The organism is Sphingomonas pollutisoli, assembly GCF_029167165.1.
GTDB classification, from domain to species: Bacteria; Pseudomonadota; Alphaproteobacteria; order Sphingomonadales; family Sphingomonadaceae; genus Sphingomonas; species Sphingomonas pollutisoli.
Genome location: NZ_JARFNJ010000011.1, coordinates 55,192 through 67,985 on the forward strand (window position 1 = coordinate 55,192; position 12,794 = coordinate 67,985).

Annotated in this window: 15 protein-coding genes and 4 riboswitches; of the genes, 5 read left to right on the top strand and 10 right to left on the bottom strand. The window is 61.8% G+C overall.

Annotation, left to right across the window (positions count from 1 at the left end):
• Nucleotides 1-2: 2 nt before the first annotated feature.
• The 5 genes from PX554_RS20655 to PX554_RS20675 all read right to left on the bottom strand — a co-directional run bounded on the left by PX554_RS20655 (nt 3) and on the right by PX554_RS20675 (nt 5,803).
• A complete protein-coding gene (locus tag PX554_RS20655) occupies nt 3-1,520 on the bottom strand; it encodes a hydrogenase large subunit (RefSeq protein ID WP_275504372.1) in 1,518 nt (505 codons plus the stop codon).
• On the bottom strand, nt 1,517-2,992 hold the full coding sequence (locus tag PX554_RS20660; protein WP_275504373.1) for a proton-conducting transporter transmembrane domain-containing protein: 1,476 nt from the start codon (nt 2,990-2,992) through the stop codon (nt 1,517-1,519). The genes PX554_RS20655 and PX554_RS20660 overlap by 4 nt, the downstream gene beginning before the upstream one ends.
• Nucleotides 2,992-3,672, bottom strand: a complete 681-nt coding sequence (locus PX554_RS20665; protein WP_275504374.1) for a hypothetical protein — start codon at nt 3,670-3,672, stop codon at nt 2,992-2,994. The genes PX554_RS20660 and PX554_RS20665 overlap by 1 nt, the downstream gene beginning before the upstream one ends.
• Before the next feature lie 3 nt (nt 3,673-3,675).
• Entirely contained in the window at nt 3,676-4,617 is a 942-nt protein-coding gene (locus PX554_RS20670; RefSeq protein WP_275504375.1) for a respiratory chain complex I subunit 1 family protein, read from the bottom strand.
• 158 nt (nt 4,618-4,775) lie between these two features.
• Nucleotides 4,776-4,835: riboswitch (Fluoride riboswitch) on the bottom strand.
• A gap of 140 nt (nt 4,836-4,975) precedes the next feature.
• Complete coding sequence (locus PX554_RS20675; protein WP_275504376.1) at nt 4,976-5,803, bottom strand: universal stress protein; 828 nt, start codon at nt 5,801-5,803, stop codon at nt 4,976-4,978.
• Nucleotides 5,804-5,857: 54 nt separating this feature from the next.
• Nucleotides 5,858-5,919, bottom strand: a riboswitch (Fluoride riboswitch).
• A 129-nt stretch (nt 5,920-6,048) separates the two neighbouring features.
• Nucleotides 6,049-6,112: riboswitch (Fluoride riboswitch) on the top strand.
• A gap of 21 nt (nt 6,113-6,133) precedes the next feature.
• On the opposite strand from PX554_RS20675, the gene PX554_RS20680 reads away from it, so the two are divergent.
• From PX554_RS20680 to PX554_RS20690, 3 genes are all read left to right on the top strand, one after another.
• Nucleotides 6,134-6,793, top strand: a complete 660-nt coding sequence (locus tag PX554_RS20680) for an RNA pyrophosphohydrolase (RefSeq protein ID WP_338061617.1) — start codon at nt 6,134-6,136, stop codon at nt 6,791-6,793.
• A 236-nt stretch (nt 6,794-7,029) separates the two neighbouring features.
• Nucleotides 7,030-7,106, top strand: a riboswitch (Fluoride riboswitch).
• Nucleotides 7,078-7,263, top strand: a complete 186-nt coding sequence (locus tag PX554_RS20685) for a hypothetical protein (RefSeq protein WP_275504377.1) — start codon at nt 7,078-7,080, stop codon at nt 7,261-7,263. (Overlaps the previous riboswitch by 29 nt.)
• A gap of 53 nt (nt 7,264-7,316) precedes the next feature.
• Complete coding sequence (locus tag PX554_RS20690) at nt 7,317-7,652, top strand: winged helix-turn-helix transcriptional regulator (protein WP_275504378.1); 336 nt, start codon at nt 7,317-7,319, stop codon at nt 7,650-7,652.
• A gap of 86 nt (nt 7,653-7,738) precedes the next feature.
• Here the strand turns inward: PX554_RS20690 and PX554_RS20695 are convergent, their stop codons facing one another.
• Together PX554_RS20695 and PX554_RS20700 are read right to left on the bottom strand one after the other, a co-directional pair.
• The gene (locus PX554_RS20695) at nt 7,739-8,149 is read right to left on the bottom strand and encodes a hypothetical protein (RefSeq protein ID WP_275504379.1); all 411 of its coding nucleotides are present in this window, start codon (nt 8,147-8,149) and stop codon (nt 7,739-7,741) included.
• A 102-nt stretch (nt 8,150-8,251) separates the two neighbouring features.
• Nucleotides 8,252-8,515, bottom strand: coding sequence for a hypothetical protein (locus PX554_RS20700; RefSeq protein WP_275504380.1), 264 nt, complete (start codon nt 8,513-8,515; stop codon nt 8,252-8,254).
• Between the two features lie 267 nt (nt 8,516-8,782).
• Here PX554_RS20700 and PX554_RS20705 point away from each other — a divergent pair, with 267 nt between their 5' ends.
• Nucleotides 8,783-9,052, top strand: a complete 270-nt coding sequence (locus PX554_RS20705; protein WP_275504381.1) for a hypothetical protein — start codon at nt 8,783-8,785, stop codon at nt 9,050-9,052.
• Between the two features lie 18 nt (nt 9,053-9,070).
• Here the strand turns inward: PX554_RS20705 and PX554_RS20710 are convergent, their stop codons facing one another.
• Entirely contained in the window at nt 9,071-10,369 is a 1,299-nt protein-coding gene (locus PX554_RS20710; protein WP_275504382.1) for a hypothetical protein, read from the bottom strand.
• Nucleotides 10,370-10,479: 110 nt separating this feature from the next.
• Between PX554_RS20710 and PX554_RS20715 the strand changes: the two genes are divergently transcribed.
• Nucleotides 10,480-11,466 carry a lytic transglycosylase domain-containing protein gene (locus PX554_RS20715; protein WP_275504383.1) on the top strand — a complete coding sequence of 329 codons (987 nt, stop codon included), beginning with the start codon at nt 10,480-10,482 and terminating at the stop codon, nt 11,464-11,466.
• On the opposite strand, the gene PX554_RS20720 is transcribed toward PX554_RS20715, so the two are convergent.
• Together PX554_RS20720 and PX554_RS20725 are read right to left on the bottom strand one after the other, a co-directional pair.
• The gene (locus PX554_RS20720) at nt 11,463-12,041 is read right to left on the bottom strand and encodes an XRE family transcriptional regulator (protein WP_275504384.1); all 579 of its coding nucleotides are present in this window, start codon (nt 12,039-12,041) and stop codon (nt 11,463-11,465) included. The two genes, PX554_RS20715 and PX554_RS20720, sit on opposite strands and share 4 nt — an antisense overlap.
• A 102-nt stretch (nt 12,042-12,143) precedes the next feature.
• On the bottom strand, nt 12,144-12,608 hold the full coding sequence (locus tag PX554_RS20725) for a hypothetical protein (protein ID WP_275504385.1): 465 nt from the start codon (nt 12,606-12,608) through the stop codon (nt 12,144-12,146).
• Nucleotides 12,609-12,794 lie beyond the last annotated feature (186 nt).

The following is a 12,794-nucleotide window of genomic DNA, read 5'->3' on the forward strand; positions in this document are numbered from 1 at the left end:
TCCTACCTGTCGCATCCGGCGATGGTGAGACCGAAGCTCGCCTCGTTGATCGCATAATCCATCATGTTGCTGTCCTGGACGGTGAACGGAAAAGCGCGCCAGTTGGAGAAGGAGGGCGAACGGATCTTGACGCGCGAAAGCCGGGCCCGTTCGTCGAGATGCACCGCATAGACCATCGCGCCGCGCGGCCCTTCGACCCAGCCCAGCCCCTCGGAATTTGGAGCGCCCGCACAGCGTTCCCGGATGGCGCCCTGCGGCGGCCGCGACAGCAGCGCATCGAGCAGCGCGTAGCTCGCCATGATCTCGTCGACACGGACATGGAAACGCGCATGGGCGTCGGCCTCGTCATGCGTGGCGATCTCCGGGGGGAACCGATCATAGGCGGCGTATGGATGATCGCGTCTCAGGTCGCGATCGAGGCCCGATGCCCGCGCGACCGGGCCGGTTGCCCCCTGATCGAACGCGACCTCGGAGGGGAGCGGCCCCGTCGTCAGCAGACGGTCGAGGAAGCTGTCGCTGTGCTTCAGCAGCTTGGTATAGCGCTCCGTGCGGGAGCGGAGCTGCGCGAGCGACGGGGCCAGCCAGTCGCCAGGGTCGATATCGCGTCTGAGGCCGCCCGGCGTCAGCATGTTGCGTAGAAAGCGGCTCCCGGTCAGGCGCGCGTTGAGCCGCTTTGCTTCCTCCTCGAGCAGCATCCCCTCGGCCTGTCCGACCTTGAGCGTCGTCGTGTCGGCGAGATGCCCCAGATAATGGAGATGATTGTAGATCCGCTCCATCTCGGCGAGCAGCACGCGGCCCCATTGCGCGCGCTCGGGCAGCGTGCATTCCGCGCAGGCTTCAACCGCCCGGCAATAGGCGAAGGCGTGCGCCACGCTGCCCACCGCGGAAACCCGTTCCGCAAGCACGGTTCCTGCCTCGGGAGGCAAACCCTCGAACCGCGTTTCCATGCCGCGATGCTTGAAAAAGAGCTGCGGCTCATATTCGAGGATATGCTCGCCGACATAGCCGAAGAAGAAGGCCCCGGATTCGACCACGCCAGCGCGGACGGGACCAAAGGGCAGCAACTGAACGTCGAGCTTGGCGCCGGCGATCTCGGGGAGGACGCCGGCTGCGCGCAGGCCAGGCTCGGAGACATCCTCCACGATCACCCTGCTCGCAGGCCCTGCTTCAACGGTGGGATGCAAGACCAATGGCCGCGGATCGGGATGGCCGAGAAAGGTTACGCCATACAGCTCCATGATCTCGCGTTCGTCCCAACTGAGCAGCGGCCAGACGTCGGCGAGGCTGGGCGCCGTCCTGCCGATCACACAGCGCCAGGCGGTGAAGCCGTGGAGTGGGGGTTCCTCGATGACGTAGCGAAGCTCGGTGCGATCCTCGGCGATCCTGCGCGCATAAACCATCTTGAGCCGGCTGCCGGTGCTGTGCAGGCCCTGGGCGTTCGAGACGAGCACATCGGTCCCGATGTCGATGACCCGGACCGGCTCGCGCCGCGCTATCGGCGGCTGATCGGCCGCGATCATGATGCCGCCCCCGACAGCGCGACCGCAATGCCATGGAAATAGCGCCACATCGCGTCCGGCCACCAAAGGCCGAAGAGCAAGAGCGGAAGGAGCGCCAGCCACATCGGCGCGACGCACCAGGCGCTGAGTGTCCGGCCGGACCGCTCTTCCGGCGCGGATGCCGGCGGTTCCAGGTACATCACCCGGAAATGGTTCATGAAGGCGATGAAGATAACGATCAGCAGCAGGGCCATGCCGTAAACCGCCCAGGACAGATGGGGCAGGCCGATGCCGGCGCGCAGGATGGTGAGTTCGCTCTGGAACAGGCCAAAGGGTGGCGCGCCGGTAATCGCGGCGGCACCGGCCAGCCAGAGCGCAGCCTGCGCCGGGAAGCGTAGCCAGACATCCCGGATGCCGCGAATGTCCTTGGTCTGATAGGCGCGCATCGCGTTGCCGGCGCCGAAGAACATGAGCGACTTGTTCAACGAGTGGTTGAGCATGTGGTAGAGCGCCCCGGCGGTGCCGAGAATCCCGCCGAACCCGAAGCCGAGCGCCATCACGCCCATGTGCTCGACGCTCGAATAGGCCATCAGCCGCTTGATCCCGCGCTGACGGACGATGAACAGCGCGCCGACCAGGATCGAGAGCAGCCCGAGCGCGACCGTCACCACGCGGCAGGTGCCGCCGATGCCGGCGGCGTCGGCCACGCCGAGGAAGCGAACCACGCCCAGCATGGCGGTGTTGAGCAGCGCTCCGGAGAGCATGGCGGAGACCGGGGCCGGGGACTCGCTGTGCGCATCAGGCAGCCAGCTATGCATCGGCGCCAGGCCGACCTTCGTGCCATAGCCCACGAGCACGAGCAGGAAGGACAACAGGATGATGGACTGGCTGGCGCGCGGGGCGACAGCAGTGAGCGAAGCCCAGGTCAGTTCATAGGTCGGGCCATTGACGAAGGTGCCGCTCCAGTAGAACAACACTGTGCCGAGCAACGCCAGGCTGATGCCCGCCGAGACGATCACGATATATTTCCAGGCTGCCTCGATGCTCGACGCCTCATGCTCGAAGGCGACCAGGAAAGTGCTGACCAAAGTCGTCAGCTCGATCGCGATCCAGTAGAGTCCCGGATTGTTCATGAGCGGCCCGACGAAGATCGTGAGCGCGAAGCCGGCGAACAGGGCATAGAAGCCGGGTAGCCGCTCATCCTCGTCCAGCATCCGCATGTAGCCGATCGCGTAGATCGACGAGAGTAGATAGACGAGCGCGGCGCAGAGGATGACCCACGCGCCCAGCGCGTCGAGCGCAATATAGCTGCGGCCGTAGATCACCGGCTCTGGCGTCGCGCGCCAGACCAGTGCGATCGCGACCGCGAAGCTGCCGATGCTCGCCAGCAGGTTGATCGCTTCGGCGAAGCGCGGGCTTCGGCCGGCGATCGAGCCGACCACGGCCACCGCGGGGCAGAGCAGCAGCAGGGCGATGAGCGTGCCCGTCGTCATCACCCGACAAGCCTCTTCAGGTCGAGGCTCGAAGTGCTGCCGACATGCACGGTGAGGTAGCGGACCAGCACGCCGAAGCAGGCGACCACTACCAGCAGATCGAACAGGATGACCAGCTCGATCAGGATCGGCATTCCCGGCACCAGGATCTGGGCGCCGAGGAAGATGCCGTTCTCTAGCACCAGCAGGCCGAGGATCTGGCTGATCGCCTCATGGCGCACCACCAGCATGAGAAAGCCGATCATCTTCATCGACAGCATGACGGTGAGCGCCAGGACCACGACGGTCCCGGCGGCGCCGACCCGCACGCCGATATGCTCGGACACCACCAGCGCGAAGACGATCGCCGCCGCACCCAACACTAGGCAGGAGCTGGGGCGCAGGGCCTCATGGATCTCGCGCTTGATGTCGAGACGCCGGATGATCCGCGCCAGCAGATAGGGGAGGATGAGGCCGCGGAAGAGCGCCGTCAGCGCCGCGATCGCGTATAGCTCGGGAAAGCCGCCGTAGAAGCCGACCACCGCAGACAGGCCGGCGATCACCCAGGACTCGGCCGCGAAGGCGTAGAGATAATTGTTCAGCCAGCGTGAGCCCAGCATCACGAACGCGAGCAGCAGACTGAGGATCGCCATCAGGCTGAACAAGGACGCAGCGAGCGGATCAAGATGTTCGACCGGCATAGGCTATCCCATTTGCGAGCTGATGATGGAGAGGACCGCGAGCAGGAATGAGGCCGCGAGCGGCTCCTGATAGCGGTAGAAGCGAAGGCGCGACTGCGTCGTCTCGACCACGACCACGACGAGCAGCACCACGAGGAACTTGAGCAGGTCCGCGCTGATCGCGCCCAGCGCGCCGAGCGACGTGCCCAGGTGCGACAAGCCCCAGGGCAGCAGCAGCACGTTGCAGAAGATGGTGTAGAGGATGAACTGCTTCATCATCGACGCCCATTTGAGGAGCGCCAGCAGCGGCCCGGAATATTCGAGGATGCGCGCCTCCTCGATCATATAGACCTCGATATGCGTGCTCGAATGGATCGGCAGGCGATCGGTCTCAGCGAGGATCAGGACGAAGAAGGCCGCGACGAGGAACAGGTGGCTGGGGCTCCAGTAGAGCGCGGGCGTGGCGACCAGCAGATGGTTGACGACAAAAGGGATCATCGACCGCGCGAGCAGGGTGATGCCGACAAAGACGACGATCAGGGTCGGTTCGGACAGGATCGCGATCATCGTCGCCCGGCTCGAACCGATGCCGCCATAGCTCGACCCGCTGTCGAGGCCGGCGAACAGGATCAGGAAGGAGCCGAGGGTCAGGATCAGGCCGCCCCCCAATATGTCCCCCATGTCCGAATAGGGCAGGGGATAGTCGGTCAGCACCGGGATCAGGATCGGCACCGTCAGCATGCAGGTGAAGGCGATGATCGGCGCCACCCAGAACAGCCAGGAAGCCGTTTCCGGAATGACGATCTCCTTGCGGAAGAGCTTCCACAGGTCCCGATAGGGCTGGAAGATGCTTGGCCCCTGGCTCCGCTGCACCTTCTCCTCGAAATTATGGATCACCCCCTGCAGTAGCGGTGCCAGCAGCAGAACCCCAAGGACCTGGAAGAACTGGAGCACGAGGTCGCGCATCAGCGACGCCTCGCGGTCGATGACGCGAATGGACTACCCGTTCCCAGTCCAGCCATGGCGCACCGACTCCCACTTCTCGCTCCGAAGAGCAGGCATGTGTCGGGACCGGGCGGTCTGGCTTTCAGCCCGTGCGGCGGAGACACACACCCGCCGCGTTCAACGCGGTAGGGGTCATCAGCCGTTCGGCGGTTGTGGGGGACTCCATCCCCATCCAGCAATGTATCAGGCGCACCATGCTTAGCCTCGCAGAACAACCGCCTCAAGACGAGATCGTTCCACCAGCAAACCAATCGAACTTTCGTAAATCGGCCGCCTATGATGCGACCAAGTGCGAGGGCGCTGAATTGGGCGCCCATACTCAGGCGCAATGGGCCAAGAACAACGGAAGATCGCAATGGGCCAACACATGCCGTGTCGTGCCGCCCAATAGCCATTCGAGAAGCTGATTATGACGATAGGCGCCCATCACGAGAAGATCGGCGTCCAGATTATGGGCCTCGGTGACGATCTGGTCTCCGAGCGTCTCCGTGTCGCGCTGGGATTGATGGACCTGGTAGCTGATGCCGTGGGCGTCCAGCAGCTCCCGCGCTGGATCCGCCAATTCGGGCTCTTCGGCGATCAGCAGCAGTGTCACCTCAACCGCGACCTTGAGCCAGGGAAGAGCGCCTTCCAGCGCTTTGCGGCAGCAGGCCGTGTTGTTCCAGGCGACCACGATGTGGTCTGCGAAAGTGTCGCCCGGCTTCAGCGACCATTTGGCCGGCACGAGGAAGAGCGGGTGGTGCGCCCGATGGATGGCGGCATGCAAGGCGTCGCCGCCGTCCATATTGGTGGGACGAGCCAGCACCAGCACGTCGAAGGCGCGCGCCTCCTGCTCGACATTCTCCTCTTCGGCGCCGATCCGCTCTTTCCAGGTGAGCGGAATATCCGCATCGGGATGGGACGCCACCCACTCCTCATAGGCCGCAAGGGTCGCCGCTTCTCGTTCCTTCGCGGTGCCCTCGTGGCGTTCGCGAAGCTGTTGGAACGCGATCTCCTCCGACGCGACGATCAGATAGTCAGGATCGACAACCACATGCAAAGCCTCGACGGTCGCGTCGTGGATGGCATGCGCTGCTGCCTCGGCGGCATCGAGACAAGCCGCTGCCGTCGCGGACTCCGCCACAACAGCGAGTATTTTGACCGTCATCGGCCCTCTCCTATGTCGGGAGCGGGCACTCGCGTCCTACCCGCGCCCATTATGCGCATGGTAGGAGTCATCAGCCTTTTCGGCGGTTTAAGGGGGACTCCATCCCCATCATCAGACTAGGAAATTTCTACCTTCTTCGCAATCATTTGATCAGAACCTCCTAAGCTTCTGATGTAGAAAGGGGACATGGCCCAAAACGAATAAACCAACGAGCTTGTAGATCGTTGCCGAGACTTCTGTTAAGCGGCGCGGATGGGGATGGAGTCCCCCATAACCGCCTGCCAGCAGGATGATGACTCCTACCAGGCCGATTTTTTCGGAGGTAGGACCATGGGCGACCGTTCACACGCCAAAGTTCACGCATTCGTCGAGCAATTGCTCAACGATCCCATGACCGAAATCGCCATGAAGGCAGACGGCATCGAGTTCCACGACGCCAAGATCCTGTTGGCGCGTGCCTCACTGGCACAATATGATATTCCGCCTCCCTATCCGCGATTGCCCCACGGCTACCGGCGCAGCGTCGGTATCGCACTCTTCAATCGCCACGGGAGTATCTGGGTCGGCCGCCGCCGCGATCTGGCCGAGCCGGCATGGCAGCTTCCCCAGGGCGCGATCGATCCGGACGAAAGCCCCGTCGAGGCAGCCTATCGGGAACTGCACGAGGAGCTTGGGCTTGCTGACGCCGAGCTGCTGGCGGAACATGAGGATTGGCTGCGCTACGACTTGCCCGAGGAACTGCTGGGGCGCACCTGGGGCGGCAATTGGCGCGGGCAGGAACAGCGCTGGATCGCGATGCGCTATCTGGGCGAGGATGCCGACATCGATATCGAGACGGCACATCCCGAGTTCAGCGATTGGTATTGGGCGGACCTGGGCGACGTTCCCGCTCTGGCCGCGCCGTTCAAGCGCCATGTCTACGAGGAGATCGCGACACGCTTCGCGCGTTTCGCCGTTCCGCACGAGGATCTATCGGCGCCCGGCCCATGATCCCGCATTTCGACACGAGACAATCGGAACAGGAAGAGGAAGCTGAGCTCTGGCCCGCGAGACGTTGACCGAACTGGAAGCGGATCACGCCTTCCTGACCTAAGGCGATGTGTCGCGGACTGACCGCCCGCGGCGCTGCGCTGGATGATGGCACGCAGCTAAGGTAAGCCTCTGCATAATTTTTATTATGGCGAACGTCTTTCCGGCTTGACCGAATATGCTGCACTGCACTATCGGCCCCGCCAGGCAATGGATTTCTGCCTGGCCTAGCTGCCGAACCGCCCATGTCCGGGCTGATGATTCCTACCTTTTGCGATGACGCAACAAGGGGGAACTGTGCGCGGCGTTTTCGTGTCCTCAACAATGATAATGGCCTGGGCGGTTTCGTCCGGGTGTGCGGCACGCATGTCCTGGCATTCCTGCGCTGGGTGCTCATCCTCTCGCCGATGGCGCTCGCCGTCTTCGTCTAACCGAAGGCGATTGGCACGTAGTCGTCGCTCCTGGAGTTTCATGAGTGCCTACTATGTGTGTCCAAGCAAATCCGATCGGCGATGTCCCATTGCGTCAAGCTGAGGTAGATGAAATTTTCCTGCATCTGACCGGACGCTGGGTTCTTCAGATCCTCATGGCTCTGAATAGAGGACAAATGCGTTTCACTTGTCTTCGGCGGGCGATACCGAAGGTGAGCGCCAATGTTTTAACTGCCCGTCTAAGAGAGCTGGAGACGGCTCGTCTGATAACGCGAACCAATCTACCCCCGCCAACCGCCTATCAAGTTTACGAACTCGGGCCACTTGCCCAGGAACTGCGACCTGCGCTCGATCATCTCGAACGATGGAAAATGCAGCTATCCGAATAAGATTGAAGCACTTCGCGTGACGACGAACAGTAGTGCTGGTCGGTGGCTGCTCCCCAACAATGATCAGCGACCGGGGGAGATGGCCATCAGGGTCGCCCCAGGAGCGCTTCTGCAACGTCGCTGTAGCTGATCGGATGGACATGGTCCTTCGAGCGAAAGCGCATCAGATCCAGCGTTTCGTCACCGAACCGGATGGCGACTGAGTTGACGAGATATGCGCGCTCCCTTGAGTAGGGAAGGAGCCAAATGACCCTCCGGGTGGTAATGCTCTGGCGCACACCGCTGAGCTTGGCTGCCGTTGCCGCACCGGGTTCATCGTTCGAGCCGATTGCAAATATGCAGGCTCCATAGACTTTGCGAGGTTTCCGCCAGGCCAATATCTGGTCGGTTGTCGCGCGTTCTACCGCTGTCACGTCGCATTGTCGTGCGTAGCGGGCGTTGATCTCTTTCGCTATGCCAACGCCGATGCTGTCGCCAAGGATGAGGCATTCGAACATGGAGCTACCCTCCCCGGGGCCTAAGCTATTCTCGTTTTTGCGAGCAGCGCAACCTGAAGGGCTTCTATCTATCCGTCGGTGCGGGACGCGAAAGGCGTGGGGCTAGCCGCTAATAGCGGCGCCGACATGCGCTTCAAGCTCGGACACATCCGCGTTGGCCAGGATGTATGAGGCATCAGACGCCGCGAAGAATAGCAGCACCTGTTCATCTTCCGAGATTGGCCGAGGCGTGTCTGCTGTCGCAGGGTCGACGCTCCACCAGCTATCGACGAAGTCCAGAAGTTCAGACCAGGCTCGATCGTCGTCTTCGTGGATTGTGATATGGTCTTTGCCGCGATGAAGAATGACAAGGACCGAGACACGCATAACAACTCACCCACTGGAAGCATATTGGCCGCCCAGCCGGCGCCACTGCAATCCGACGGAGTCCACCTATTGTTAGGGAGACGGGCAATCAGTTCCCTAACAATCGTGTCCGTTATGGTGCTATGTTGCAGCGCAGAGCTGCCAGTTGAGCTGGCATTAACGATCAAGGCGGTATTCTTGAAGGGCGGCGCGCAAAGGGCGCTCAGGAAACGATCGTTGTTTAGGAGTATTTCCTAGACTTGCGGATCAGAAGGGCCGGTGACGCTGATGGCACATCTGTCGGACTTGGAGATACAGAACTGGATAGCGCTTTACGCAGCGGCAGGTCTGTGTTGCGTGTTTGCCGTGGTTCTCTCGATCGCGACCGTCTTCGTCGAGCTTTACCGCGAGGAAGCCTGGGGAAATCTCAAGACGTTCCGTAGCGCGATCCTCTTAATCCCCAGAACCTGGTGGCGGTGGCAGAAGCTTTACCTGCTCTCGACCCCGGTCACGCTCGCAATCGTCGGCTCGTTCGCGGCGACCCTCTCGTGGAGCTGAAGAACCTCCAGGCCCAATTCACGCATAAATCAATGCCTCGGACAAAAGCCGGCTGACCCTCCCATCGTCGACGTCGGCGGGCGTAATGACAAGCACGGGCGCGATCTGCTCCAGATTTCGATGTCCTGCCGCCTTTTGAGCCAGATAGTCGGCGCTCGGCCCGCCCATCGCTTCGACGATGAGCTGCCGGATCTCCCCGGTCGATCGCGAGCGCGCTTCTATCACGAAATCCGGCCGACATGGACCGAGAGGCGTCAGCCTGTCGAAGACCGGCTTCTCGAACGCGATGTCCACGCCGCGGCGTGCGAATTCGTGTCTGGAGCCAAGGATCGCCCGCAGCACGCTCCGTTCGAAATCGCTCTCGACTGGCATGAAGCGAGTGCCCGACCAGATCGGCTGCGCATAGGCGCGCAGCGGCGCGTAGCCGTGCGCCTCGGGATATTCGCCCATCACGATGATCACCAGATACGGTCCCTTGATCGGGTTCGCCCGTACCGATGGTGACTGGACGCGATTTGCGACCGTTATGGGCTCTGATCCCGCCGGGAAGATCGTCGAGCCTTTGAACTCGTTGGCAAAGACCGTGAGAAAGCCTTGTGGGGCATGGCCTCGGGGCCAGCGGCGCGCGAGCTCTCGAATGCCGGCATAGGCGCGCCTGCTGTGAAGCGCGTCCCCGTGGGTCCAAAGCACGCGACCGAGCTCGATGCCCGGCGCGACCTCGATCTTAGCGGCCGCGGCGGCGAGTGCTTTGAACTCTTCTGCGATCGTCCGCTCGAGCGGCTCCTCATGATAGGGGACGGCTATGTTGAGACCGGCGTTGCTCAGCAGGCGCCAGAGCAGGCGAGCCAGGCGCGGTACGGATGCGCCTCGCGTGCGATCGTCGCTTGCGTCATTGTCAGGGCGTTGAGCCAGCTTCTCTGGCGCAGGACGCAGAACTTCGAAATAGCCGACGGGAGGGTCCGCAGGCGTCTGAGCGCCGCGGGTCTCGGTGATGCGGTTCGTGACCTGATCCCGAAAGAACGGACAATCCGCGTGATGCTCGGGCCGTTTCGTGCTGGTGAGCCGACGCAAATAATAGGTTTCCGCCTCGGATAGGAACGCTGGTGTCAGAATGGGAGGCGCGCGGTCGGTGCCGAGGCAGTCGCACGCGATCCACTTCCCGCCGATGCGCGCCTGCTGCACCAAGGTGATGCCGGCGTCCTCGTCGTGACGGGAGCCCTCGCCTATGTACCAGCGTACCAAGGCCGCCCGAAGCGGGAGGGGGAGGTGGATGCGGGCGGTGCCGAGCCCGTCGCTATGGCGACCGATCAACCACATAAGCAAACCTGTCAGAACGGATTTTCAGCGATGCTTCCCGAGGCTCGCGGGATTGACAACAATATTCGCCCTGACCTCCACTATCGCTGATGTCGGTTGGGAGGTCTCAAATGAGATCGATTTTGTTGACGTGCGTGGCCCTGTCCGTTGGGCTTTGTGCTTCGGAGGCGGGCGCCGGCCAGCGCACCAAGGCCCTAAGGACGGTGCAGGTCATCGTGATGGGGGCAGGGTCGGCAACTGGCACGCCTCCGGGCGAGCCGCCTCAAATGCCGACCGCCCTTGCTGACGCGGATGATGGTCGAACACCGGCCCCGAAACCGATCCCTGCCGGATTTCGGACCCATGACTTGAGCCGACGCTGGGTTGCCTTTGAGATGGCGAACAGCTTCAGCGCTGCCGCCACCGGTCAGGCTGACAGCGGCGATCCGGATCCATTTGCCCATGTCGGAGTGGCGCCTCTTGACCCTGCGCCGATGAACGCGGCGGTTCCCTTGCCGTCATCCATCGCCATCCCGCGATGGATGCGAGAGGGCGTGCCTTTTTCGAGCGTCCCAACGAGCTTCGCGCCCGGCTGTTCTCCCAGAGGATATCGGCCCGCGGGCTTTCTGGATGCGCGCACCGAATCCAGACGGTTCGGCTATTATGGCATGATGAGCAGCATCGCGTGCGAGTACGGGATTCCGGTTGGATTGTTCGATGCGATGATCATTCGGGAGAGCGGCTACGATGCCGGAATTTACTCCGCAAAGAACGCGTTCGGTCTTACGCAGCTCATGCCTGGCACGGCTGCCGGGCTCGGCGTAGATCGCTACGACGTCGAGCAAAATCTGCGAGGCGGCGCTCGCTACCTGCGTCAGCAGCTCGACCGGTTCGGACAAGTCCATCTGGCGCTCGCGGCCTATAATGCTGGGCCAGGACGCATCAGAGATGGGATGCTGCCACGCATCGTAGAGACACACGCATATGTCGAAAATGTCCTGCTAAACTGGCAACGCTTAGCCGGGCTTTCGCCGCGCATAAGGGTGCAAAACATAACGGGGGTGCCTGCAACGCGGCCGCCGGTGATCGGCCGCTCGGTAACAGTTACTTCATATTAGGTCAGGAGCGGCTCGAACAGGTTTGTGGCCAATGTCGAAAACCATAATAGCAGACTTAGGGTCGAAATCTGAGCGAGGTGGGCTCTTCGCGCCATGACGGCGCCGACCTCTTTAACCAGCTTCTCAATCACGGCCTGTCGTAGCGGACCGGCCCACTCCTTGCGGACTTCGGTGCCGTCCATGCCTTCGATTTCATCGAGCGCCGCCACGAGCATCGACGGGAGCCCTTTGAAAAGTTCGGTGAGCATCGCGATCGAGGTTTGGAACCGCTCGTCGAGGAACAGCTTTGGATCGCGGTAGGTCTCTACGGCTATCATGGCCTGAGCGATGTTGATGTCGAGAGCACCCAGAATCTGCTGAAATTCGCTCAAATACATCGCCGCCCGCTTGGCGGGATCGCTGTGGAGCAGAAGCCCCAAGCGGGTTTTGCTGATGCCGGTCTTGAGTGCGAGTTTGCGCTGTCCGACGTTTTGCTCGGACATGGCTTCCAGAATCAGCGGAATGAAATCCCGCTGCTCGACGCTGACCGGATTGCAGTCATCGTCTGACGCCTCGAACTGAGCAAGGGATGACAAGTCACAGCCCCCTTTTGCACGCAACGCTGAAAACGAAACACAGAGGCGGCAACTTAGCAAGCCACTGTATCTTTGTGCACCAGCAGCAAAACCAGGGTGTAACTATCTGAGCGGAACTACGTTATCGGCGGGCGCATCTTTGCTGTCCGCCGCTATTCCAGTACTGTCATGCGAGCATTCAAGGCCTATCCGCTGAAGAATGCGCGCCGTTTTTTGCCCCACGACATAATGAAACAGCATGACCGAAAGCGTATCGCTCAGAGTGATTTCGGACCCCAAGCCGTCGGATAGGAGCTGCTTCACTGCGTCGAGGCAATCGGCACTTGATCTGGTAATTGTGAGATCGATGCGGATATCGCCGGTTGTAGGGATCGCCGACAGATGTTCGCGTATCGTCTCCGGTGCGTGGTCTTCCAGCACGCACGGCAGGCCCATCCTGTCCGCGAGAAGGCTTTCGAGCGTCTGATAGCGCCTCGTTTCGTTCGAGCGCAGACGCAGGCACTCCGTCGACAGCTTGAAAAGATGCTCCGAAATATCGAGCGCGAGGATGCATTGATCTCGTGTCATCGGACCTGCACCAGGCAATCCTTTATCGGCGTCGCTGATGTTCCCTATCGTAATCCCGATTGAGCCCGGCTGACGGCTTTCCCGCGACTCCGGTTAGCGAATCTAACCTTCAAAATCGTTAATCGCAATTTTCGGGACGTGTGCCGAATCGAAAAGTGCAGTGCCCCGGAAAATAGGGCGGCCTGC